This window comes from Paenibacillus sp. FSL R10-2788 (assembly GCF_038003885.1).
GTDB lineage: Bacteria > Bacillota > Bacilli > Paenibacillales > Paenibacillaceae > Paenibacillus_AQ > Paenibacillus_AQ odorifer.
The window spans coordinates 2,784,614-2,807,154 of sequence record NZ_JBBOQA010000001.1 but is presented as its reverse complement, the minus strand read 5'-3'; the positions used below and the strand labels follow the sequence as shown (position 1 = coordinate 2,807,154).

Sequence of the window (22,541 nt, the reverse complement as noted above, 5' to 3'; positions counted from 1 at the left end):
ATAAAGAAACCTCCATCTGCAGATGTTGAACATCTAAAGCTGGAGGTTTTTTATAATTCGCTCCGCACTAATTTCATGCCTTTTTGTTTAAAAACTTCAGTACTTCTGTAGAAACCGTAACACTGCCGATATCCCCGTGAAAAATCACGCCTTGACGGGCACCATGAAAGTCAGAACCTCCGGTTATTAACAGATTATAATCCTCAGCCATAACTTGGTAACGTTCTTCTTCCGCAGGTCCATGATCAGAGTGATAGACCTCAATCCCTTTAAAAGCGCCTTGCTCCAGAATATCTCGCACCAGAAGGTCATCCCCGTACAAACCCGGATGGGCTAATACTGGAGAACCTCCTGCCTCAATGATCCACTCGCAAGCTTCCTCCGGTGTGATTCTAGGAGGTGACACATAGGCCGCTGCACCCTCGGCCAAATACTTGTTGAAGGCATCTCTCATATCGGTAGCTGCCCCAATCCGAACCAGCTCGTCGGCAATATGTGGCCGGCCGATGCTTTCATCAGGCTTCAATTCCCGCCCGATCCCCGCTATAACCTGTTCCAAGGTAATCGCAATCCCAAGGTCTTGCAGCTTGGTAATTATCGCTTCATTTCTAAGTGCCCGGGTATCTCTTAGCCCTTCCAAACGTGAGAGAAATTGTTCATTCTCAGGATCAACATAATAGCCCAGCACATGAATGTCTTTGCCACCAGCACGCGTACTGATCTCTACACCAGGCACAACGGTTATTCCGTACTTATCCCCTGCTTCACAGGCTTCCTTCACGCCAGCCACTGTATCATGATCCGTAATGGCAACAGCGCTTAGCCCCTTCTCCTTAGCAAGTCGTACATTCTCCGCTGGTGGCTGCATGCCGTCAGAGGCTTGAGTATGGGTATGGAGGTCGCATACATCCTTCGCAGGTAGGTTGCCTGCATTCTCCCACTCTTCCCGCAGAATCCCCATTTTTATGGCATCGTAGTATTCTCCTCGCACGATTCGTGCTTTACGGACGCGAGCTTCCTCCACCATGCCACATTTCGCTGCCAACCCGATCATTCTTTTATTCCCTGACCAGGTGCCTATTCCAAGACGGACTGTATCAAGAGAATTAAATAAATAATCTATCCACATCTTAAACGCTTCCGTACCGTAACCACCTGACCAATAACTAGAATCAAAGATTACTATACCAATCTCCATCCAGTTGGTTTCTTGCGATATCCAGTAGCGTCCTACTTTCCCCTTTACCTTGCCGTCTATTTCTATGATCAACAGGTTACGCGGGGTTTCCGTCTCAACTAACGCCAAATGACCTATGTAGTCCTCGGTAAACTTTTCGAATCTTTGATGTGCCAAAGATTTATAAGGACCATCCCATTTCAAGTGTTCACGGTCTTCAGCTTCATGATAGTGATAATAAAGCTTCTGAAAATCAGCCTCTGTAATATCGCGCAATACTAGCTTTTCTCCACGTAGAACAATTGACATTGTGATATCCCCCGCTTTAACTATCAGATTTCATTCGAATGCTCACGCAAATAAGTCAGGAAGGTTACTGCAGAAATTGGCAGCAATGTTGATTTTAAATGAATGGCGTAGAATTGTCTTTTAAAAGAGGCATCGGAGATATTCACAATTTTCAACAGTCCAAGCGCAACTTCATGCTTAACCGAAGAGGTCGATATGATCGTTATGCCAAGACCTGCTTCCACCGCTGATTTCACAGCTCCCGTACTTCCAAGCTCCATCACGATCTTCATTGTTCCCGGATCAAGTCCCTTGGAGAACAGCTGCTCTTCCATCACACGCCGTGTTCCTGAGCCCTGCTCACGCAATACAAAAGGATGCTGAAGCACTTGCTCCAAGGTAACCTCTTGCTGCTCCGCAAGTGGATGATCATATGGCACGATCAACTTCAGCTCATCCCCCATCACGGGCTCGATCTCCATGTCCGGATGTGTGACCGGGGCTTCAATTAAACCAAAATTCAGTTGATGCTTGAGGATTTCCTCCATAATTTGCGAGGTGTTCATCACTTTCATCATAATTGAAATGTTAGGATATTGCTTTCCGAAAGGGCCTAACAGCCGTGGCAGCACGTATTCTCCTATCGTAAGACTCGCCCCAAGCTGCAATCTCCCTTCCAGCATATGTGTGAATGCTGACATGGCTTGATCCGTCTCTCGCATCAGCAGAATACTGCGTAGCGCGTATGGCATTAGAGTGTGCCCTGCCTCAGAGAGTACGATTTTTTTGGTGGAACGATTAAACAATTTGGTGCCAAAATAATCCTCCAGTGCCTGTACCTGCATGGTCACAGCTGGTTGAGTCATATGTAAAGTCTGCGCCGCCGCCGAGAAGCTTCCCCGCTCGGAGACCGTATAAAAAATATGCAGCTGATGAAAGTTCATGCTTCGCAACTCCTTATATTACAAAAAGAACGTCCTTTAAAGACGACAATCGTTTCTCGTAGAAACTTAAGAATATTATAATCGTGCTGTATATAAATTCTTATATTTTTAAAAAGGACATGCAGACTCGCCGCATGCCTCTTGCCCGTTTCTTTATAGACTATTTGCGTCTTCGTTTCTTCTTCGACAGCTTTGTGCGGTGAGAATTACGCAGCAGTGAAAAATAGGTCTTTAAATCTCTCAACTGTGGCATCTCCGAGATTCTCCCAAGAAACGAAACGATGATCATAGAATATAATGGCTGGCCTGAGAGATCTCTCTCACCTGTCAATTCCGTAAACTCAGCGATTACTACAGAGTCATCGTCAATTAAATATGCGTTATAATCACTGCTTGAAAAGGGCTTGATCCGATTCTGCATTAGGCACTGCCACATCCATGCAGCGACCTCTTCGGCATTGCTTGCACCATTGCTGATGCGGTCCATATAACGGCTCTTCGCATGATTGGTTATAACGATATCGGCGACCCTGTAATCGTTCAGCATGATGTGGAAGGGCTCATAAGTGCTGGGCCAATCCGTCCCCTTGTTGCGCATCATCATCACACTCCACCATAAGGGTCTTAGTATGCACTTAATGTTGTCATCTTACCTCATTGCCGAAAGTTGTACAAGTTTCTACCGTCGAGAGTAATGGCGTTTTTTTGTAAATAAGCATAAAAAAAACAGACGCTGTTTAAGCGCCTGTTTATCTCCTGGAATCACATACTGTAATTACGGGACTTGTCCGGTCCATTACTAGTATACTCTGTCTTAATTTCGTTACGATAAGATCTTTCAATCTTTCGCACATAGGAGAGTCTGCGGACATTCTTCATAACTTCCTCGGCCCGTTCTGCATTTACATACATAACTGCATAATGCATTTTCCGAGAAACATAATGTAATGTTCCGTATTTCTCAAGGTTACGTGCCGCTTTAACGTCACTTACCCAAATGATGTATCCTGTCCGTTCCGCAAACATAAGCTAAACCGCCTTTCTCTCTCTAAATCCTAAGGGAAGCTTATCCGCAGGAGCATTTTCCCCCGCTGCCGCATCCACCTTTAGGGGAAGGATCATTACTTGGTACTTTAATGCTATCGGATACTGAAAAAGCAATCGCTTCCGACATGGAATGCAGAATGTCGTCAAGGGTCTTCTCTGCCAGCTTGAAACGAACAACTTCTTCGAACCGCTCCAGTTCCGCTTCTACTGCCGAAACCTCATCCTTTGCTGAATGATAATTCGGGTGGAAATGTCCGAATCGCTGTGTTTCTTCAAACAACTCCTTCTTAGTCTGAAGTCGTTTGACCATGGCCTGAATTTCGGGGTTCGTATCAACCCGTCCTTTCCAGTATAAGTAATCCGACACCTCGGCGGATTGATTAATCATATCGCCTAATTCATAGGCGTATGTCAGCACTTCAGCCATATCGACCGTATTTATTTCAGCTACGCTCATGAACTCAGCTCTTTTCTTCGTTAATGATCTACCGATTCAGTAGACTTTTCTATCATACCATAATCACTCGCTTGAGCAGAAGAGGAATTTCTTCGTCCTTTGGGAATAACTAACTTCATTTCCTTCCAGTCTTCCGGAGTGAGCTCTATATCTTCAACCGTTTCACCATCGTGATAGAGCAGCTGTCCGGAAACTCTCCATGGATTTCCGCTTATGCGGGAAGGGATAAAATCTAACATCTGATCTTTTAGTGCAAAACGCACTTTGACTCCCCATCTTAACCCTTGCTCCATCACCTTTTGTGCAGTCGAGCTATGATAATGCCGCCATTCTTTGCTCCAGATCTGCGGTACATTTTCTCCACCGAAGAGAATCTCCTCCTCTTGTTCAGGAGCAATAACCGGCAGGTTAAGAAAAGGATTCCCTTTGGACAGCAATCCTAGTTCTACATTCAGCTCTGGAAGAACATACGTTGCCTCGGGGTTTCCTGTTTCATGAGGAAACCAACTCCACCCTACGTTTGGATCCTCCCCTTGTCCTCCAATGATTCTGGAAGGCGCTAGCCCCGCGGAGTACAGTTCTTTTCGTATCTGTTCCATATATTCCGGGTCCACTATGAAATGTAAAGGACCGATACGTTCAAGATTCTCCTGTAAACGCGGGTGAGCTGCGATAGCAGCTCCATCGGCTTCCGTCTGACAGGTCAAGAGAATTACTTGCGATAGTGAAGTACGGCCAATGCTTTTTGCCCATTGCTCAAGGGACATTTGAACCACCGAAGGAAGCCCGCCCATTGCATGCTCACTTATCCAGGAGATGATGTCATTCGGTGACATTCCACGCTCAGCTGCAAGTTCCAACCTCTCTTTCGTCAGCCGGAAGCTCCATATCGTATCACTTTGCTGGAGCTCAGCGCAGCCAGCCAGTGTCCATCGTACAGAATAGGGGACCTCCGGTGGAACCAGCACCTCGAAATCCGGCTGCACAATAAACTGTTCCTGTGTATCTCCAGACCCAACAGCAGCGAATGATCCCCTCTCAGCAGATAGCATTGGCTTAGCAGCGGTCCAGCGAAAACACAACATGCCCTCAGCGGTTTCTCCCAGTTCACACCAGCCAAAGCCTGTTAAACAACGTAACCAGTTCAAGCTTGACTTCTCAAGCTCATTACGGGCAACGTTACCTGTGAGATTAGAAGCCATCATCCAGTCTAATAGTGCGGGCAGCATTATCCATTTCCCGGGGATAAAATCTGCATTAGAAATTATATAACGAAAATGTTGATCGGCTGGGCCCACGCTTCCAGAGCGATTAATTACAATCCCATAAAGAATGTCACTCATCGTCGCTTCAGGAAGCTGCAGCCAACGATCCAACAGCTCCAGATCAAGCGTGTATCCGGCACTCTGCCTGCGAATAAGTCCAAGACACAGCAGAATATCCACCGTCGCTATGACAGAAAGTGTTTTCTGTTCCTCTAAAAGAGAACCTACGGAGAGCCCTTGCAAATGCTCCTCCCCAAAAGAAAGCTGCGCCGCTAAGCGGTTTAGATGCTTTTTATGAATAATCCCCTTGGCTGTCAGCGGCAACCCTTCCCAAGCGGTGAACAGCAAAGCCCGAAACAAATCTATCGCCAGTCCGGCTCCTGCTTCCATGGTAAGACTCACTAAATGCCCGGCAATGAATTGCGGCTGATACGGGAAAAATTCTTGTTCAATTGCCGGCAGCTGATCAACAGGAATCTGGTACAGCTTTTCGCCTAATATTTTATGCCTTGCAGTTAACAGCCCCTCGCGGCGCAATTCGTTCATTGCAAGCTTTTGCTCAGCACGACAAAGCGCCACAGGGCGCAATCGTTCTTCCTTCCCTTCCTCAAACGGCTGGGCAGCATAAGCTGCACATAATCGCTTTAAGACCTCTAATGCTTCTGTAGACAGCTGGTTCAATGGATGGTTCTCTCCTCTCCACTCGGCATCTTTTTAACGACATATTCATAGCCCTGCTCAGTCAAAAACATCCGGCGGCGCAAAGCGAAATCCTGTTCCCGGCTATCTTCAGATACCAGTGTATAGAAATAGGCTTTATTCTCCCCCGCTTTGGGACGGAGAATTCGACCTAGTCGCTGGGCTTCCTCCTGCCGTGATCCATAAGCTCCCGAGACTTCAATTGCAATCGACGCGTCAGGTAAATTCACCGCGAAATTCGCTACTTTTGACACCACCAGTACCTGTATATCTCCCTCGTTAAAAGCCGCATATAGCTCGTCTCTTTCACGCTGCTTCGTTTTGCCGGTAATTAAAGGCGCCCCGATCCTGTCAGCCAGTTCACTTAACTGATCGAGATATTGTCCAATAACCAGCACCGAAGAACCTGTATGGAACTTTAGTAGCTTAGCTACAATTTCAGCTTTGGCAGGATTGCAGGAAGCCATACGAAATTTTTCTTTTGCCGCCGCGTACATATATTCTTGTTTAAGCTCCGGATTCATCGGCACAATGATCTCTACACATTCCACTTCAGCGATCCAGCCCTGCTGCTCCAGCTCCTTCCAAGGCAAATCGTAGCGTTTCGGTCCGATTAAAGAGAACACATCCCCTTCCTTCCCGTCTTCTCTAACCAAAGTGGCTGTAAGCCCCAGTCGACGTGTAGCCTGAATGTCTGCTGTAGCCCGAAATACAGGCGCTGGAAGCAGGTGAACCTCATCATATATAATCAAGCCCCAATTGCGTTCGTTAAACAGCTTCATATGGAGAAACGGACCGTCTTTGGACGAACGATGCGTTAATATTTGATAGGTGGCAATGGTAACTGGCCGCACTTCTCTTTTTTCACCGGAATATTCCCCCACTGCCTCCCCAGCCAAATCTGTTCGCTCCAGCAGTTCATCCATCCATTGCCTTACGGACGTTGTATTTGAAGTTAAAATTAGGGTTTCACATTGGAGACTTTCAAGTACTGCTACTCCTACAATTGTCTTCCCTGCGCCACAAGGCAGCACCACCACACCGCTTCCCCCTTGTCCTTCTGTCCCTTGAAACAGCTGAACGGCCTCCTGCTGATATTCACGTAAGCCAAATGAATCGTTTGCCGAATCAGCCTTGCAGGTATCGAGATTCTCCTTCCAGGTCAAGCTAAGCGCTTGCCCTTCATGATATCCGGCGTAGTCGAGAACTGGATACCCCATTCTCATCAGCTCTTGTTTCAAAAGCCCTCTATTCTCCGCGGGGCACGAGCATTCCAGAGGATTTATTCTCAGTAGACCCAACGCTTTTAGACCTTGTACATCACTCAATTCATTCAAAAGCTCAGGAGCATCCGCTCTTAACATAACGACCTCATTCTGAGTCTCTTGGCCATGAAGAGTCAGCTTTCCATATCTGGACAAAAGAGTTTCAATTTCCTCCTCCAATCCTGTGGGAACACCCCAGCGTACAAGGTGATGCAGGCTAGTGATAATCTCCTCAGCAGTATAATTAAGCGCAGCTGCATTCCAAAGAGATAAAGGGGTAATTCGGTAGGTATGGTAAGCAGGAGGACTTTTTATCAGCTCCGCGAAGGTCCCTAGCTTTTTCCTTGCCACCTCAAAATCCGGATGAGCACATTCCAGTAAAATTGTCCGGTCCCTGCGTACGATGCAAGCTCCTGATCCATTCATAGCTTTTCCTCCCTAGTGTTCAAGTGATTTAAGCTTGCGCTATGTAATTTTGTTTATTTTCATATAACAGGAAAAAGCCCATCCCCGCATAACGGTCATGAGCTTCCCTATCTGACTATTTAATGTAAGTGCTGCTGCGAAATATCATGGAGGGCTTCACCAGCTTCATCCGCAAAAATGTCGCGCACAGCCAGATCTCCAATCGACACTACGCCCACCAGTTTCTGGTCACGTGTCACCGCCAGCCTGCGAATTTGACAGCCAGCCATTACCTCTGCAGCCTCATCTACTGAAGTATTCTCCGAGACGGTCTGAATCTCTTTACTCATTACAGTTTCCACTGAGGTTGAACCAGGATGTTTAGCCGCATAACCTCTAATCACGAGATCGCGGTCAGTAATTACACCGAGCAGTGTCTTATGTTCTTCATTATCAACAACAGGTATAAATCCAGTGTCATAATCTCGCATTTTCACGGCAACTTCATACACATTATCTTGCAGCGTAACCGTTGCAGGCTCCTTCGTCATAACCTCTTTCACTGTTTTCAAGAATGAACCCTCCTAATCATGGTCTCCATGTTATGGGAATAGGTTCTCCTCTATGAAACGAAATTATACGATTGTGTCCTCACGCATACAGGAATTCGCCATAGCAATGAGCAGCTTCATTCCGTGCAGCATGGCATCTTCGTCAAAATCAAATTTGCTATGATGATGTGGATAGTCAGCCTCTTTATCCGGATTTCCGGCACCCACAAACATAAAGCAGCCTGGAATCTCCTTAACATAATAGGCAAAATCCTCAGCTGGCATCAGCTTTTCCATCCGAATCACTTCAACAGATTCTCCTAAAGCCGCTGGGGCCACCTCGAAAAACCGCTGCACTTCACCATCATGATTTACGAGGGGAGGATATCCCATAACGTAATCTATCTTAGCTTCTGCCCCGTAAGCGCTGGCAATAGAAACGGTCATTTCTTCGATTCGCTGGCGTATCAAATGCCGTGTCTCCTCGTCGAATGCCCGTACTGTCCCTGTGATCCGGCATTGCTCGGCAATGACATTCTGGGCGAATCCCCCTTGAATGGTTCCTACACTGAGTACAGCGGGCTCCAGCGGGTTCACAGAGCGGCTTACAATGCTCTGCAGCTGGGTCACCAGCGCCGCTCCCGCCACGATGCTATCAATGGTACGGTTCGGCATGCCGCCGTGTCCGCCTTTGCCAATGATATCTATAAAAAACTCGTCCGCAGACGCCATCAACGGTCCCGGAGCACTCCCAACAGTTCCCATAGGCAATGGAGTCCACAGATGCAGACCATACACCGCATCCGCTCCTTCTAACATGCCTTCGGCAATCATCCCCTGCGCCCCTCCTGGGCATACTTCCTCTGCGGGCTGAAAAAGAAAACGCAGCTCCCCTTCCAGCTCCTCAAGCCGGCTGCTGTAGTAAGAGGCTACACCGAGCAGTATGGAAGTGTGGCCATCATGTCCACAGGCATGCATTACCCCTTCATTTTGCGAAACGTAATCCTTCTTGTTCTCCTCTTTAATAGGTAGGGCATCCATGTCCGCACGAAGAACCACAGTTTTCCCCGGCCGCTTTCCCCGTAGTATGCCAAGCACACCATACCCTTTCCCGCTTTTTCTGACTTCAATTCCAAATTCGGCTAACTTATCTGCTATAAATGCTGACGTTTCCTTTTCATGAAAAGACAACTCCGGATGACGATGCAAATGGCGTCTCCATTCCACGATCTCCGGCATGAGCGAATCAACCGCTAAGCTCTTCATAAGTTCTCCATCCCCTTCTCGATAAACCCGCATCCATAGCAAGCGATAGCAGTCCTGTTCACTTTGTTCCAGCCGCGAACGACTATAATTCTTTTATTGTAGCAGAAACGCAAAAAACTGGGTATTGTTAGGCACTGCCTACTCTTGCACAACCTTTAGAAACATACTATCATGAGGTAGAACATCAGCAATCGGATCAGAAATTCATCATTATACTTCATAAGGGGGATATGCGTGCTATGATTTTTGAGAACACGGGCCTCGTAGGATTGAAGAGTGATCTTCTCTATCTGGACGAGAGTGCCACAAAAGCTGGCTTCATCCGCTGGCAATGGGAATACTATCGTGCCACTTACGACTGCAAAATTGAAGACCCACAGGATGGTGGCGAATACTTCCTACGCATTAACACTCGCGCTGTCGAGGGAAAACTAGAGAAGTCTGATGCCGTACTTGCAATTGAAGCCGTATACTTAGGAAAAGCAACCTTCCCTCATGGCCTGGAATATGAATCTCCGGTGCCAAAACCAGTATTGGACACTGCTGCTAAGCGGATTCTTGAATTAAAGCAGCTGTTAGAGGCTTGAGTAACAGAAAGGGAACGACGAAACAAAATGTCAGCCTGCCCAAAAGAGGAACACCCGATTTCCAACTACTTATCTTAACACTACTACTTGTGGGTTTCGGTCTAGTCATGGTCTTCAGTGCTAGCTCAAGCTTAACCTTAGCAAGCTCGAAGTTCGGTAATGACCCTCTATTTTTCATTAAACGCCAAGTGATCTGGATCGTACTCGGAACCATTGTTATGTTTATAGCTATGAACATTCACTACAGTAAGTTTAAGAAGTGGTATGTACCTATTTTTATCATCACCGTTATACTTCTGCTCGTGGTAGCCTTCTCTGAAAAAATTAATGGTGCCAAGAGCTGGCTTAGTATCGGAACACTTGGAATTCAACCCACCGAATTAGCCAAAATATCGATTATCCTGTATATCTCAGCACTTATCACCAAAAAAGGTGAACGGTTTAGAGATTTCCGTACAGGATATATCCCTGTAATGGTCATCGTGGGTATTGTTGCCGGACTTATAATGATGCAGCCGGATTTAGGTTCTTGCCTTATTCTCGTAGCTACCAGCGGACTTGTTATTTATGCCGGTGGTGCCAGCATGAAGCATATTCTGGGCTCTATAGCACTGCTAGTGCTGGGTGTAGGACTAGTTATAGGCGCCAAAGCAGCGATTGATTCCTTATCTCCATCCGATAAAGCCACTGACACTCAGGATTATAGAAAAGGTCGTATCGTTGCCTTTTTAGATCCTTATCAGGTTGCTGAGGGTGATGGTTATAACATTATTCAATCCTTAACCGCTCTTGGCCAAGGTGGAGTAAGTGGTTCCGGCTTCGGCAAAAGCATTCAAAAGCTGGACTATCTAAAATACCCTTATACGGACTTTATCTTCCCCGTAATTGGTGAAGAGTTCGGCTTTCTTGGGACCTCCATATTTTTGATGTTATATCTGTATTTTATCTGGCGAGGTATTCTAATCGCTTTAAGGTGTAAGGATCCCTTTGGTACGCTCGTCGGAATTGGGATTATGGGCCTCATAGCCATTCAGGCCTTTGTCAATATCGGCGGTGTAACCAATACAATCCCTCTTACCGGCGTTACCTTGCCGTTTATCAGCTACGGGGGCTCTTCACTCCTTGTCAGCATGCTGTGCATGGGAATTATGCTAAGCATCTCAAGAGAAACCAACCTTCCTGCCAAAGAGGAAGTAACGAAATCTGTAACAACGGTTAGACAGGTTCGTTCCCGGTAAGCTTTATAAAGCCGGAGGTTAGGGAATTTACACATAAAAAAGCAGCCCAGGGAATTAACCTTGGACTGCTTTTTTGTGTACAAGTTTTTTAAGAGATTTCATCATTCTTGAAAGCTACGCCTTCAACTTTGACATTTACCTCAACAATATGAAGTCCAGTCATGCTCTCCACAGCTTCACGTACGTTCTGCTGAAGCATCCGGCACACTTCGTGGATCGGTGTTTCATAGAGAACGATAATTCGTAGATCTACTGCTGCTTCCAGTTGTCCTACTTCAACGGTAACGCCCTTCTGAACGTTCTTACCGCTTAGACGTTTCGCCCAGCCTTCTGACAGGCCACCAGACATGGCTGCAATTCCCGGAGTCTCCAAGGCAGCCAAACCGGCAATTTTTGAGACGACGTCATTTGAAATTCGTATATTTCCCATTTCCAGTTGAAGTTGTTCTGCCATGCCATATCCCCCCTACACTCATTATCAATTATTGTAATTCCAAAACAGGCTAAAAAGCAAATCACTTTATCGCTTTCTCGTTTACACCTAGGAACAATTTGGGTATATTGATTATGAATTCAATCTAAATACATAGATAGGAGTGCCTTCACATTGAAAAAATGGATTTCACCATCACTGATGGGTATCGCCTTTATCCTTAGTGCGATCGGCCATTATGCCGATTGGGATCATACCCTGCAGTTCATTCTATCAGCAATCGCTGTGGTGTTTGTGGCTGGTTTTCTCGGCCGGGCCACTGAAAGTGTAGCTCATTATGCCGGACAACGACTGGGCGGCTTCCTAAACGCCACCTTCGGCAATGCTGCTGAGCTAATCATTGCCTTCTTCCTGGTTAAGGAAGGATTGTTCGACATGGTCAAAGCCAGTCTTACCGGTTCTATTATCGGCAACCTGTTGCTTGTTCTAGGATTGAGTATTTTCGCCGGCGGGATGAAGTTCAAAGTTCAGAACTTCAACGTAACCCTTGCCGGAATGAATGGCTCCCTGATGATCGTTGCCGTCATTGCCTTATTTGTTCCCGCTATGTTCTTTACCACCCACTCTATTACGGAGAAGGATACCGATGTGCTCAGTTTAATCGTTGCCGGGCTGCTCATCGCTTCGTACATAGCTTGGCTAATCTTCTCCATGATCACGCATAAGAAACATCTAGAGGACGTTACAGAAGAGGGTAAAGAAGAATTAGCTCATGAACATGCCCCTGCTTGGTCCAAAAACAAATCCATCCTTTATCTCGTGCTTGCCACTGTAATGGTAGCCTTCGTGAGTGAGTGGCTGGTAGGAACGTTAGAGACTTTGACAGAGCGTTTCGGATTCAGCGAGCTGTTTGTAGGTGCGTTCCTCGTAGCCATCATCGGTAATGCCGCAGAGCATAGTGCAGCCATTATGCTGGCCATGAAGAACAAAATCGGTGCGGCAGTAGAAATTGCGGTTGGAAGCAGTCTGCAAATCGCCCTGTTCGTAGCACCTGTCCTAATCTTCGCCAGTTATTTCATGGGTGATACAATGGACATAGTTTTTACGACCATCGAAATTGTCGCCATCGGTGTAGCCGTCTTTATTGCCAAATCAATTACTCAGGACGGCTCAACTAACTGGTATGAGGGTCTCTTGTTATTAACGGTCTACCTGATTTTAGGAGTCTCCTTCTATCTCGTATAATCATTATTAACCATTGTACACAACAAAAAGCGCACATGAGCGATTCGTCCTCATGTGCGCTTCTATAAATACTTAAGAAACCGATATTTATTCTTCCTTCGCTTTGTTGTTCAAAGCCTCGTAGAGTACTGCTAAGTTACGCTCCAGCTTACTTAGTACCATCTTACCAGTAATCTCTGGGACCAAACCTGCTCTAACCGCAAAATCCACTTCTCTGGAGAAACCGTACATCTGGGTATCCAGCACTTCCTCATAGAGAGGGCAGTAGCGTGTTGCCAGATTCTCCATCTGCACTTCTATAAGTTGCTGAATTTTATCGGCATCTTCTTGTAGAAGATTGATTGCTTTAAGATTATACTGTTCCTGTAATTCCGATGAAGTCATGCCTCTATCCCCCCCATGTCCAAAAGTTAAGCTGCTTTTACTATTTTACTTAATATTAGACGAAATCCGGTATCAATACAACAATTCAGTTTATACTAACCATATATTTAAAAGAACCTGCTGCGTTATCCTATCAAGTTTCGTATCTACTTCTAGAAAAAACGCCCCACCGAAAACCGGTAGGACGTTTTTAGCACGACTATTACTCAGCAACAACTGTGAATTTCAAACCGTGTTTTGCAAACACTTCAGTCATTGCCTTCTTAGCTTCTTCAGCATCTGCCCCATGAACATGAAGCTCATAGCTTTGGCTGGATACCAAAGTAGTGAACAAACCAAGGATACTTTTAACATCAATGTACTTGTTGTCCGCTTGAAGAACGATTGAAGAGTTGAACTGGCCTGCCGTTTGGGCAATATCGACAATTGCCGCATTGTTACTGGACATAGAAATCCCTCCGCAACTTGATTATAAAACTTTAGTCTTTTGTTATCATTTCTTATGATACATTGAATCCGCTTACTTGTGCAAGGAGTTTTCTTGTTATTACATTTTATTTCAAGTTTTCAGGATTCAGACCTTCGAGTTCCGGCAACACAAAAATTCCATCCTTACGGATCAATACATCGTCAAAATAAATTTCACCGCCGCCATAATCGGTACGTTGGATCAACACAAGATCCCAGTGAATGGAGGAGCGGTTACCGTTATCTGTAACATCATATGCTTGTCCTGGCGTAAAGTGCAGGCTGCCTGCGATTTTTTCGTCAAAAAGAATATCATTCATCGGGTGAAGAATGTAAGGGTTAAAACCAATAGCGAATTCGCCAATATGACGCGCGCCGTCATCTGAATTCAAAATTTCGTTCAAACGAGCGGAGTCATTGCTGGTGGCTTCAACAATTTTTCCGTTCTCGAATTTGAATTTGATATTTTCAAAGGTCACTCCATTATATACTGACGGCGCATTATAGCTGATCGTTCCATTTACAGAATCGCGAACTGGGGCGCTGTAAACCTCGCCATCCGGAATATTTTTTTGCCCGGAGCATTTCTCTGCACCGATTCCTTTAATCGAGAACTTAAGATCTGTTCCAGCACTCAAAATATGTACCTTATCCGTTCTGCGCATGAGATCAGCTAAAGCATCCTGAGCCTTGTCCATCTTGGCGTAATCCAAATTACACACTTCGAAATAAAAGTCCTCAAACGCTTCAGTGCTAATATTCGCAAGCTGAGCCATGCTCGCATTCGGATAACGCAGCACTACCCACTTCGTGTGCTTCACACGTTGTTCACTGTGCACTGGATGGGAGTACAACGAGTTATACAATTTCATATTTTCTTCAGGAACATCAGACAGGTCATTCACATTCTCACCTGCACGAATCCCGATATAACAATCCATTTGCTTCATCCGGTTCAAGTCAATTTCAGCCCATGTCTGAAGACTCTCACGAGTTGCGTATTTAAGCATGCTGCGCAGGACTGTACGATCTGTTAATTGTACAAAAGCATGACCGCCGGCTTTGCCGATTTCCTCTACAACTGCTTTAATTAAATCTCTTTCATTGCCAATCATTTCGACGAGCACGTTCTCGCCTGGCTGGACATTTACGGAATAACCGACTAGGTTAGCCGCCAGCTTTTGAATTCTGGGATCTTTCATTGTGTATTCTTCCTTCCTCTGTCTAAAAAATAAGCAAGCTTTTCTATTGTAGCACGCCCTGTATGGAGCGCAAGACCTGTAGGATAATGTGAAAATCAACGAAAGCCTGAAAAATTCACCTGTGATACATAAGTTTCATTATCAGATTTATTCCCCGCTTCCGAGTAGGTAACCTTACGATTTAAGGTGAGCTTTCTCGGCAGATTATGTTTTGTATCAACGGTTAAATGGTAGACAGTCTCAACATTAGCTTGTTTCAGCTTTTGCTGTAATTCATTATTTTTCTTCTCCCACAGCTCCACTAAAGCTTGCGTAACCGCCTGATCGTTCTTTGTTATTTTTCCAGCCGAATCAGGTGTTTCAGGTCGAAGGTCTTGCATCTCTTTTTCTAATTCAGCAGTCAGCTGCTTTCTGGCCTCAGCAGGCGTCAGCTCGATCCGCAGCACATTTGTCCCTCTGCCTGCACCCGCATCTTCAGTCACATTAGCCTCCATGGATTGCAGCTCCTCCAGCTGTTTTAACGGATTAAGCAAAGCAAGCGGATTTCCGTCCTCAGATGAACCTTCAGTGGTCAACGCTACCCATTCCCCCTCTTTTTTCTCTAGCTGACTATGGAAAGCTTTCATAGAAGTGATGCCGCTTTTTAAATCTTTAGCGCTATTAGCTGCTTTCTTTGTGGATGAGGATTTATCAGGAAGCAGTGTATACAGATTGACCTTCTTATGGTCCTGTACTGTGCCTTCGTAAAATATCATGGATTCCGGAACGGTCTTTCCACCTTTTGTAAGCATGGTTGACCCTTTAAAAGTAACCCCATCGCTGCCCGTTATACCCGCTAACACCAAACTTAGATCTTTCTTGGCTGGTTTGTCTCTAATAACGCTGCAACCGCTGTTGAACACGCAGGACAAGGTAAAAATCATAAGAACTAACCCCTTTAGTAACAATGACTTTCTCACGGTCATCAGGCCTTTCTTGGAGTATTTACTTTACAGCCCACTATAGGGTTCTCCCTTCCTGCGCGCCTTATACAGATGCAAATACGTTGCTGCTATCGTTTTCCATACATTGCTCTAACTTATGCGCGTTCGTCGCTTGCTTTCGAATGTCAGTACATACCACCTTCAGACTCACGAAGTTACCGCTGCCAGTCGCCGCACCGTTGTCGCTTTCGGACACAGCTGACCTTAATTACAGTATTTTGCGATATTTCGTATGCCAACGGACTCCATTGCAGCTATTGATCCGAAATGCGCCCGATATGCCCCTCTTATTAAGGAATAGCGTCTCCGGAGTCCGAAAACATGCTTAAAAAGCTAAAATCACGCAAATAACGTCATCTGAGTCCGATGCATCGCAGCAGGATGATAGATACACAGTCGAAGCAGCCAGCCATCTGCCAAAACAAAAAGCAGCGACTCTCCAATAAGGGGAGAACCGCTGCTCTGCTATCTTTTTTTACTTATGAGGCAATCCCTTCACACCACTGCCATTCTCTTTAGTGTCAACGATCACCTGGTTACGCCCATTGTTCTTAGCTTTATACAGTGCCATATCCGCTCGATAGAACAGGGATTCCACGCTTACACGTTCGTCCATCCAGCTCCATTCTGCTATACCGCAGGACACTGTTACATTAGGTTCGGTTTCGTTCATCACCCGCTTGCGAATACGCTCAGCCACATTTACTGCCTGTTCTACTCCCATTAATGGTAAATAGACCGACAGTTCTTCTCCGCCCCACCTCGCAGCAATATCACCTTGACGGATGGAGGACTTCACAATTTCACTGACCTCTTTTAAAATCTTGTCACCCTTTTGATGACCATAGGTATCATTCACCATCTTGAACTGATCGATATCCACAACGATTAAGCAACCGCAAAAATCTGTAGACTGCCGTTCCTTTATTTCTTCGTCCAGATAATGACGAGCATAAAGTCCAGTTAGGCTATCTCTGTTCGCTAGACGTCTAACTTCGGCATGCAGCCTTGCGTTCCCTACAGCAAGTCCAATATGCCCCGCCATCGCCTGAAGCAATCTGTAATTGTCATAAGAGAAATAATGGGCATCGCGATGCGCCAACATGATGGCACCACGCACTTCACCACCTACACTTAAAGGTGTGGCAATCAGCGACTGCGACCCGGTAGCATTCATTAAACGAGAAGTAGTATTAGGATTATCTATGTAGTTAGACATGATTAATGATTCCCCAGTAGTATAGACCTTCCCGCCTAAACCTTGTCCTACTTCTAAAATCTCATTTTGCAAGGAGGAATGATTGCAAGCTATAACCTCTAGCCCGCCCTTTTCTTCGTTCATATGTAAAATACAGCAGTAGTCTGCACCAAACATCTCAAGCAGCTCTTCAAACGCAAATTGGAAAATATCTCCTAAGCGCAAGCTTTGATTCAGACGCTGTGTAAGTTCGTTACTCATACGCAGCTCACGAATGAGCTGATTGGAGCGTTCATACAGCTTGGCATTCTCAAAAGCAGTACCGGCGGTATCTGCCACCATCGAGAGAAACCGTAAATCTACATCCATAAAGATTGAGTTATCCATCACCATGTGGAATACCCCATAAACCCCCTGCTTGCCACCTAGCGGAAGACCAATTTCTACAATGTGTTGATCTTCAGTATTGGTGTTCAGAGCAACACGGCCGTCTTTAAATGCTCTAGCGCAGACATCATCACTGGACATCTGAAACGGTAAAGGTTTGACCTGCGGATGAGTGCTGCGGTGATCTTGCGACATAAACAGCTCAAGCCTGGCACCAGGGTACATTGCAGAAATGCTATCTATAACCTCCGTAAGCACGGCGTTCACATCAATATTGTCATGCATCCGCTGAACGATCTGAAATAACAAGGAGCGGCGATTGCTCTCACGTTCAGCATGTAGATGAACACTCGCAAGATCAGTTACAAAAATATGTTCAAACTTATGATAGAAAATGGTCCGGTACTGCAACGATATAGCCTCAGCAGTATCTCGTCCACCCATTAAATATTGTTGTGTCGGCATAGCACAGCCCAGGAAAGCAAAAATTTCTTTGTCAACGCGAGTGATGAGCGGTATAGTAAAAAAGCTCATATCCTGACCTTGCACCGTCAGTTGAACAGATGAGGTTGTGCCGGAAAGTAAACTAGCTGCCGCCGCCTGCTCCCATTGGTGCCTCCATCGTTCTTGCTGATCGGCAATATTAGCAAAATATCTGCCTTCAAAATTCAGTACACACCAATCCCATGATTTAGCGAACGGTAGTGCCTCTAGCCCATCGATCCATTCCTCGAAGCTGTCTGCAATCAGATTGGCCAAATATGGGAAGTCATGGGACACTATTTCCGTTTCCCTAAGCCAGGCGGTGGGATCTTCGGAATCTCTACTAGCGTGCAATTTGTCCTGTATCAGCATACGACTGTCTTTATAAGCGTATGCTTTCTGTTCTGACATAACGAAGATCCCCTTTGCTTCTCAATTAAGAAAAAAAACCTTCCCAATTAACATCTAATTAACTATATTTTACTCCCTTTCTTTGTGTATTGCATTATATTTTCCTTATTTCCGGGATTTTTTTTAGGACCAAAGAACTAACGACAAAGAATGACAAAAACTCTTTTAATATACGCTTGACTTTATATACTACTTTCATATAATATTTATTGTTGAACAAGACTGTAACAAGTCTTACTTGGGCGTAACGTTGTGTCACCCTCACGCATTTCGTTACTGCCAGGGCAGCGGCTGAACTTCCCTGGTAGTGTGGAAGCCAATAATGCTAATCACGGATACGAAATGCGGCGCAAATAGAGCCCTAACCTGAAATTTCAAATATAAAGGAGTCTACTATAACATGGCACGTTACACCGGACCTAAATTCAAACTCAGCCGCCGTCTGGGCATTTCCCTTAGCGGTACAGGCAAAGACCTGAAACGCCCTTTCCCACCAGGACAACACGGCGCTAACCAACGCAGAAAAGTAAGTAACTACGGAATGCAGCTTTTGGAAAAACAAAAACTGCGTCACATGTACGGCTTAGGAGAGAAACAATTCCGTACTCTCTTCGCTAAAGCACAAAAACTTCCAGGTCTTGCGGGCGAAAACTTCATGTTCTTGCTTGAAAGCCGCTTGGACAACCTAGTTTACCGTCTTGGATTTGCTAACTCCCGTGCTGGAGCACGTCAGTTGGTCTCCCACGGACACGTAACTGTAAACGGCAAAAAAGTCGACATCGCTTCTTACCGTGTAAGCTTGGGCGACGTTATCGGTCTTCGCGAGAAGAGCCAAGGCATGGCTTCCATCAAAGAAGCTCTTGCTAACCGTAACCACCTTCCAGCTTACCTGGAATATGCTGAAGGATCTTTCGAAGGTAAATATATCCGTTTGCCAGAACGTTCCGAGCTTTCCCAGGATATCGATGAGAAACAAATCGTCGAGTTCTACAACCGTTAATATCTCGCTTTTAGCGGGTATGACCGAAGCCTCCGGATTAATCCGGGGGCTTTTTGTTATGTCTATATTCTAAATTCCAAGCCGTTTGTTGCCTATTACGCTTTCGCAAATCATACCCAAAATTACTTTATTTATAATTTTTGCACAAAAGTCGAATCTTAAGACCATGAGAATCAGGTAGAAGCGCATTCAAAAACGCCAATTTATGCTATAATAATTCCGTTAAAAGGAGGAATTATCGTCGATGGCTCAAGAGAACAAGAAAAAAAACGCTAAGAAGCCTTCACCCCGCAGATCCGCCCTAAGCAGGTTCGGTTCTGTAGTTAAGTGGATGTTTATTCTTGGAATAATAGGCGTTCTATTTGCCGGTGGTGCTGTAGCAGGCTATGTCGCTTCCATTGTGAAGGATGAACCTGTTCGCTCCGAAGAAATGATTCAGCAGCAGGTCAGTCAAAATGCGATCACCGGATTCGCTTATTTCCGAGACGGCGCACCGATCGGCCAGCTTCGGACAGAAGAAGACCGAAGGCTCATTGAATTCAACGATATCCCCCAGCTTATTATCGATGCAGTTCTCGCAATAGAGGACAATAATTTTAATGAGCATAATGGCGTGGATTTCAAAGGCACCTTGCGTGCCGTCAAACAAAAGCTTCTCAACGAATCCGTTCAGACCGGAGGCAGTACACTCACCCAGCAGCTCGCAAGACGTGTATTCCTGAATCTGGATCGGACAGAAGATCGTAAAGTAAAAGAAATTCTACTTTCTCTTAGATTGGAACGCTTCTTGACCAAGCAAGAAATATTAACGGCTTATCTAAATAAGGTTCCTTTCGGCAATGGTTCGAATGGCTACAATGTTTTCGGGATTAAAGCAGCAGCCAAGGGGATATTCGGTCTAGACGATCTGGACAAATTGAATGTCGCTCAAGCAGCGTATTTGGCTGGTCTTCCGCAGCTCCCTTCTGCTTATTCTGCATTTAATGGCATAGGTGAATTCAACGAAAAAGCTTTCAACAGAGCTATGGACCGCCAACATCTTGTACTTCGTCGTATGCTTGAGGAGAATAAGATCACTACCTCTCAATATGATGAAGCCCTTAAATTTGATATCAAGAGTTCTCTGGCGCCACATACCAAAAAAGCCTATGCTACATATCCATACCTGATGATGGAGACTGAGCGTAAAGCATCCGAGATCCTTCTATCATTGAATGAAGAGAAAAATGGCACAACGGATGCCAATAGCACTACTGACAATGCCGTGTTACTTGAAGAAGCAAGACAGCAGCTCATGACCGGCGGTTATCGAGTCTACACAACTATTGATAAAAAAGTTTACAATGCAATGCATAGTGTCTCTGAAGACAGCAATAATTTTACTAAAGACAGCAAAACCAAAGGTATGGAACAGACGGCTGGCATGTTAATTGATAACAAAACGGGAGCCATTCTCGGCATGATTGAGGGCCGCGACTTCAATATTGAGCAGATGAATTATGCTACCCAAATGATCCGTCAGCCCGGATCAACTATGAAGCCAATTTCAGCTTATTTACCAGCCTTAGATGCAGGGCTGATTCAGCCTGCCGGGATTGTGGATGACGCGCCAATTATTCTAAAAGACGGCGGAAAAGGATTCCATATTCCCAAGAATGCCAATAACCGCTATCAAGGTCTGGTCACTGCCCGTTACGCACTTAACAAATCGCTCAACTTGCCTGCGCTTAAGCTGTTTAATGAAAAGGTCGGAATAGAGAAATCTTGGGCCTTTACTAAAAAGCTGGGGATCACCACCCTCACAGATGATGATTACAGCGCGCAGACTGGGGTTATAGGCGGTCTCAAATACGGTGTATCCGTAGAAGAGTTAACCAATGCCTATTCCGCTATCGGCAACCAGGGAGCCTTTAATGATGCCTACATGATTGAGAAAATCGTCAATTCAGAGGGCAAAATTATCTATCAGCACAAGGTTAATCCTGAGCAAGTATTCTCTAAGCAAACAGCTTACCTAATGACAGATATGCTGCGAACTGTAATTACAGAGGGTACAGCCAGCACCGTAAAAAGAGCATACAAACACTCTAAAGAAATTCCGATTGTCGGTAAGACTGGATCTACCCAGAATTATGGGGACGTATGGTTTATGGGCTACACTCCTGATGTCACATTGGGAATGTGGGTCGGTTACAAAGAGCAAATCAACACCCTTACGGGAGATACACAAAAACGTCAAGCCCAAACATTATGGGCAAAAGTATTGAATGCTGTCATTGATAAGCAGCCGGAACTATTCGTCACAGACAAATTTGCACAGCCTGAAGGAATTATCAAAAAGACAGTTTCAGCATATAGCGGCAAACTGCCAACATCTCTGACTGATAAATTCACAACGGATATATTTAATACAAAATATGTGCCAAAAGAGAGCGACGACGGGATTTCCAAAGCCAAGTATATTACTTACAAAGGCGTCAATTATATCCCGTTGGAAGGTACTCCAGAGGAGTTCCTAAAGGAAAAAATCGTCGTTAAACGTGAGAAGCCGATACAGGAACTCGTCAAAGAACTCCTGGCTGCCTTCCCTAAGATGAAGGATCATAAATCACTGGAGTATTATATGCCAGCCGATGCCAAGACGGATTTCCCAACAGAAGTTGATCCACGAGTGGACGACGGGGCTTCCCCTGCTGCTCCTGGAAATGTTAACGTCTCTTATAGCACTGGTAAAGCGGTCATCAGCTTCTCCGCTAGCAGCTCGGCAGATGTTGTGGGATACCGCTTATATCGTTCATTAAATGGAGGTTCTTTCCAAAAGCAATCTATACTCATGGCAGATGAGAACAAGGTATTCACGCCGGGTACACCGGCAAGTGCTAATGCAACCTTCTATGTAACCGCCGTGGATGTTGCAGGTAATGAGACGGCTTCTGGCAGCGTTGCTGGAGGGATTACACCAACACCAGAAGCAACTCCTACACCTGATCAACAACCTGGCACAGAGCCGCCTACAGAGCCTGAGACGACACCAGGAGACATTATTGAGGATCCAGGTAACATTCTCCCGCTACCGACGGAAACACCAGCCGGTGGAGGTAACAGTACTGGGGGCAGTAATAATCCCACAGCAGGTAATAATGCAGGGACACGTTAGC

General features: G+C 45.5%; 20 protein-coding genes and 1 pseudogene. 5 read left to right on the top strand and 16 right to left on the bottom strand.

Translation table 11 applies throughout. The features are described 5' to 3' along the window. Window positions 1–73: 73 nt before the first annotated feature. The 10 genes and pseudogenes from NSQ50_RS12305 to NSQ50_RS12260 all read right to left on the bottom strand — a co-directional run bounded on the left by NSQ50_RS12305 (window position 74) and on the right by NSQ50_RS12260 (window position 9,364). A complete protein-coding gene (locus NSQ50_RS12305; RefSeq protein WP_076224033.1) occupies window positions 74–961 on the bottom strand; it encodes a PHP domain-containing protein in 888 nt (295 codons plus the stop codon). Window positions 962–1,033: 72 nt separating this feature from the next. After that, window positions 1,034–1,486 (bottom strand): annotated as a pseudogene (locus NSQ50_RS12300) (GNAT family N-acetyltransferase); the annotation flags it as partial. Between the two features lie 23 nt (window positions 1,487–1,509). Continuing rightward, a complete protein-coding gene (locus tag NSQ50_RS12295) occupies window positions 1,510–2,409 on the bottom strand; it encodes a selenium metabolism-associated LysR family transcriptional regulator (protein WP_036686171.1) in 900 nt (299 codons plus the stop codon). A gap of 160 nt (window positions 2,410–2,569) precedes the next feature. After that, window positions 2,570–3,007: a hypothetical protein gene (locus NSQ50_RS12290; RefSeq protein ID WP_076129159.1), complete on the bottom strand. Its 438-nt coding sequence runs from the start codon at window positions 3,005–3,007 to the stop codon at window positions 2,570–2,572. A 164-nt stretch (window positions 3,008–3,171) separates the two neighbouring features. Then, on the bottom strand, window positions 3,172–3,435 hold the full coding sequence (locus NSQ50_RS12285; protein WP_036686170.1) for a YlbG family protein: 264 nt from the start codon (window positions 3,433–3,435) through the stop codon (window positions 3,172–3,174). Window positions 3,436–3,475: 40 nt separating this feature from the next. Next, entirely contained in the window at window positions 3,476–3,913 is a 438-nt protein-coding gene (locus tag NSQ50_RS12280; protein ID WP_076129134.1) for a YlbF family regulator, read from the bottom strand. Between the two features lie 20 nt (window positions 3,914–3,933). Continuing rightward, window positions 3,934–5,859 (bottom strand): helicase-associated domain-containing protein, encoded by a 1,926-nt coding sequence (locus tag NSQ50_RS12275; protein WP_076223872.1) that lies wholly within the window; start codon window positions 5,857–5,859, stop codon window positions 3,934–3,936. Then, window positions 5,856–7,568: a DNA repair helicase XPB gene (locus NSQ50_RS12270; RefSeq protein WP_076223874.1), complete on the bottom strand. Its 1,713-nt coding sequence runs from the start codon at window positions 7,566–7,568 to the stop codon at window positions 5,856–5,858. Before NSQ50_RS12270 ends, NSQ50_RS12275 begins: the two co-directional genes overlap by 4 nt. A gap of 119 nt (window positions 7,569–7,687) precedes the next feature. Next, on the bottom strand, window positions 7,688–8,119 hold the full coding sequence (locus NSQ50_RS12265; RefSeq protein ID WP_076223876.1) for a CBS domain-containing protein: 432 nt from the start codon (window positions 8,117–8,119) through the stop codon (window positions 7,688–7,690). A 63-nt stretch (window positions 8,120–8,182) separates the two neighbouring features. Then, window positions 8,183–9,364, bottom strand: a complete 1,182-nt coding sequence (locus NSQ50_RS12260; protein WP_076223878.1) for a M20 family metallopeptidase — start codon at window positions 9,362–9,364, stop codon at window positions 8,183–8,185. A gap of 239 nt (window positions 9,365–9,603) precedes the next feature. On the opposite strand from NSQ50_RS12260, the gene NSQ50_RS12255 reads away from it, so the two are divergent. Together NSQ50_RS12255 and ftsW are read left to right on the top strand one after the other, a co-directional pair. Then, window positions 9,604–9,951: a YugN family protein gene (locus NSQ50_RS12255; protein WP_036686159.1), complete on the top strand. Its 348-nt coding sequence runs from the start codon at window positions 9,604–9,606 to the stop codon at window positions 9,949–9,951. After that, complete coding sequence (ftsW, locus tag NSQ50_RS12250) at window positions 9,948–11,189, top strand: putative lipid II flippase FtsW (RefSeq protein ID WP_081383704.1); 1,242 nt, start codon at window positions 9,948–9,950, stop codon at window positions 11,187–11,189. The genes NSQ50_RS12255 and ftsW overlap by 4 nt, the downstream gene beginning before the upstream one ends. 88 nt (window positions 11,190–11,277) lie before the next feature. Here the strand turns inward: ftsW and NSQ50_RS12245 are convergent, their stop codons facing one another. Beyond that, a complete protein-coding gene (locus tag NSQ50_RS12245) occupies window positions 11,278–11,643 on the bottom strand; it encodes an Asp23/Gls24 family envelope stress response protein (RefSeq protein ID WP_019911482.1) in 366 nt (121 codons plus the stop codon). Window positions 11,644–11,796: 153 nt separating this feature from the next. On the opposite strand from NSQ50_RS12245, the gene cax reads away from it, so the two are divergent. Then, entirely contained in the window at window positions 11,797–12,867 is a 1,071-nt protein-coding gene (gene cax / locus NSQ50_RS12240; RefSeq protein WP_036686157.1) for a calcium/proton exchanger, read from the top strand. Window positions 12,868–12,954: 87 nt separating this feature from the next. Here cax and NSQ50_RS12235 read toward each other — a convergent pair whose 3' ends face one another. From NSQ50_RS12235 to NSQ50_RS12215, 5 genes are all read right to left on the bottom strand, one after another. Next, window positions 12,955–13,251 (bottom strand): YlaN family protein, encoded by a 297-nt coding sequence (locus tag NSQ50_RS12235; protein ID WP_036686156.1) that lies wholly within the window; start codon window positions 13,249–13,251, stop codon window positions 12,955–12,957. 202 nt (window positions 13,252–13,453) lie between these two features. Next, complete coding sequence (locus NSQ50_RS12230; RefSeq protein ID WP_036686154.1) at window positions 13,454–13,699, bottom strand: HPr family phosphocarrier protein; 246 nt, start codon at window positions 13,697–13,699, stop codon at window positions 13,454–13,456. 106 nt (window positions 13,700–13,805) lie between these two features. After that, the gene (locus NSQ50_RS12225) at window positions 13,806–14,921 is read right to left on the bottom strand and encodes an aminopeptidase (RefSeq protein WP_076223881.1); all 1,116 of its coding nucleotides are present in this window, start codon (window positions 14,919–14,921) and stop codon (window positions 13,806–13,808) included. A gap of 95 nt (window positions 14,922–15,016) precedes the next feature. Further along, the gene (locus NSQ50_RS12220) at window positions 15,017–15,844 is read right to left on the bottom strand and encodes a hypothetical protein (RefSeq protein WP_036686151.1); all 828 of its coding nucleotides are present in this window, start codon (window positions 15,842–15,844) and stop codon (window positions 15,017–15,019) included. 535 nt (window positions 15,845–16,379) lie between these two features. Beyond that, window positions 16,380–18,383: a sensor domain-containing diguanylate cyclase gene (locus tag NSQ50_RS12215; protein WP_076099563.1), complete on the bottom strand. Its 2,004-nt coding sequence runs from the start codon at window positions 18,381–18,383 to the stop codon at window positions 16,380–16,382. 400 nt (window positions 18,384–18,783) lie between these two features. Between NSQ50_RS12215 and rpsD the strand changes: the two genes are divergently transcribed. Then, window positions 18,784–19,383, top strand: a complete 600-nt coding sequence (gene rpsD / locus NSQ50_RS12210) for a 30S ribosomal protein S4 (protein ID WP_036686147.1) — start codon at window positions 18,784–18,786, stop codon at window positions 19,381–19,383. Between the two features lie 244 nt (window positions 19,384–19,627). Then, window positions 19,628–22,540, top strand: coding sequence for a transglycosylase domain-containing protein (locus NSQ50_RS12205; protein WP_051491442.1), 2,913 nt, complete (start codon window positions 19,628–19,630; stop codon window positions 22,538–22,540). Window position 22,541 lies beyond the last annotated feature (1 nt).

Coding starts and splice junctions, on each gene's coding strand:
- NSQ50_RS12305 (WP_076224033.1), bottom strand. CDS start 961: ATGGGGATTCTGCGGGAAGAGTGGGAGAATGCAGGCAACCTACCTGCG.
- NSQ50_RS12295 (WP_036686171.1), bottom strand. CDS start 2,409: ATGAACTTTCATCAGCTGCATATTTTTTATACGGTCTCCGAGCGGGGA.
- NSQ50_RS12290 (WP_076129159.1), bottom strand. CDS start 3,007: ATGCGCAACAAGGGGACGGATTGGCCCAGCACTTATGAGCCCTTCCAC.
- NSQ50_RS12285 (WP_036686170.1), bottom strand. CDS start 3,435: ATGTTTGCGGAACGGACAGGATACATCATTTGGGTAAGTGACGTTAAA.
- NSQ50_RS12280 (WP_076129134.1), bottom strand. CDS start 3,913: ATGAGCGTAGCTGAAATAAATACGGTCGATATGGCTGAAGTGCTGACA.
- NSQ50_RS12270 (WP_076223874.1), bottom strand. CDS start 7,568: ATGAATGGATCAGGAGCTTGCATCGTACGCAGGGACCGGACAATTTTA.
- NSQ50_RS12260 (WP_076223878.1), bottom strand. CDS start 9,364: ATGAAGAGCTTAGCGGTTGATTCGCTCATGCCGGAGATCGTGGAATGG.
- NSQ50_RS12255 (WP_036686159.1), top strand. CDS start 9,604: ATGATTTTTGAGAACACGGGCCTCGTAGGATTGAAGAGTGATCTTCTC.
- NSQ50_RS12245 (WP_019911482.1), bottom strand. CDS start 11,643: ATGGCAGAACAACTTCAACTGGAAATGGGAAATATACGAATTTCAAAT.
- NSQ50_RS12235 (WP_036686156.1), bottom strand. CDS start 13,251: ATGACTTCATCGGAATTACAGGAACAGTATAATCTTAAAGCAATCAAT.
- NSQ50_RS12230 (WP_036686154.1), bottom strand. CDS start 13,699: ATGTCCAGTAACAATGCGGCAATTGTCGATATTGCCCAAACGGCAGGC.
- NSQ50_RS12225 (WP_076223881.1), bottom strand. CDS start 14,921: ATGAAAGATCCCAGAATTCAAAAGCTGGCGGCTAACCTAGTCGGTTAT.
- NSQ50_RS12220 (WP_036686151.1), bottom strand. CDS start 15,844: ATGATTTTTACCTTGTCCTGCGTGTTCAACAGCGGTTGCAGCGTTATT.
- NSQ50_RS12215 (WP_076099563.1), bottom strand. CDS start 18,383: ATGTCAGAACAGAAAGCATACGCTTATAAAGACAGTCGTATGCTGATA.
- rpsD (WP_036686147.1), top strand. CDS start 18,784: ATGGCACGTTACACCGGACCTAAATTCAAACTCAGCCGCCGTCTGGGC.
- NSQ50_RS12205 (WP_051491442.1), top strand. CDS start 19,628: ATGGCTCAAGAGAACAAGAAAAAAAACGCTAAGAAGCCTTCACCCCGC.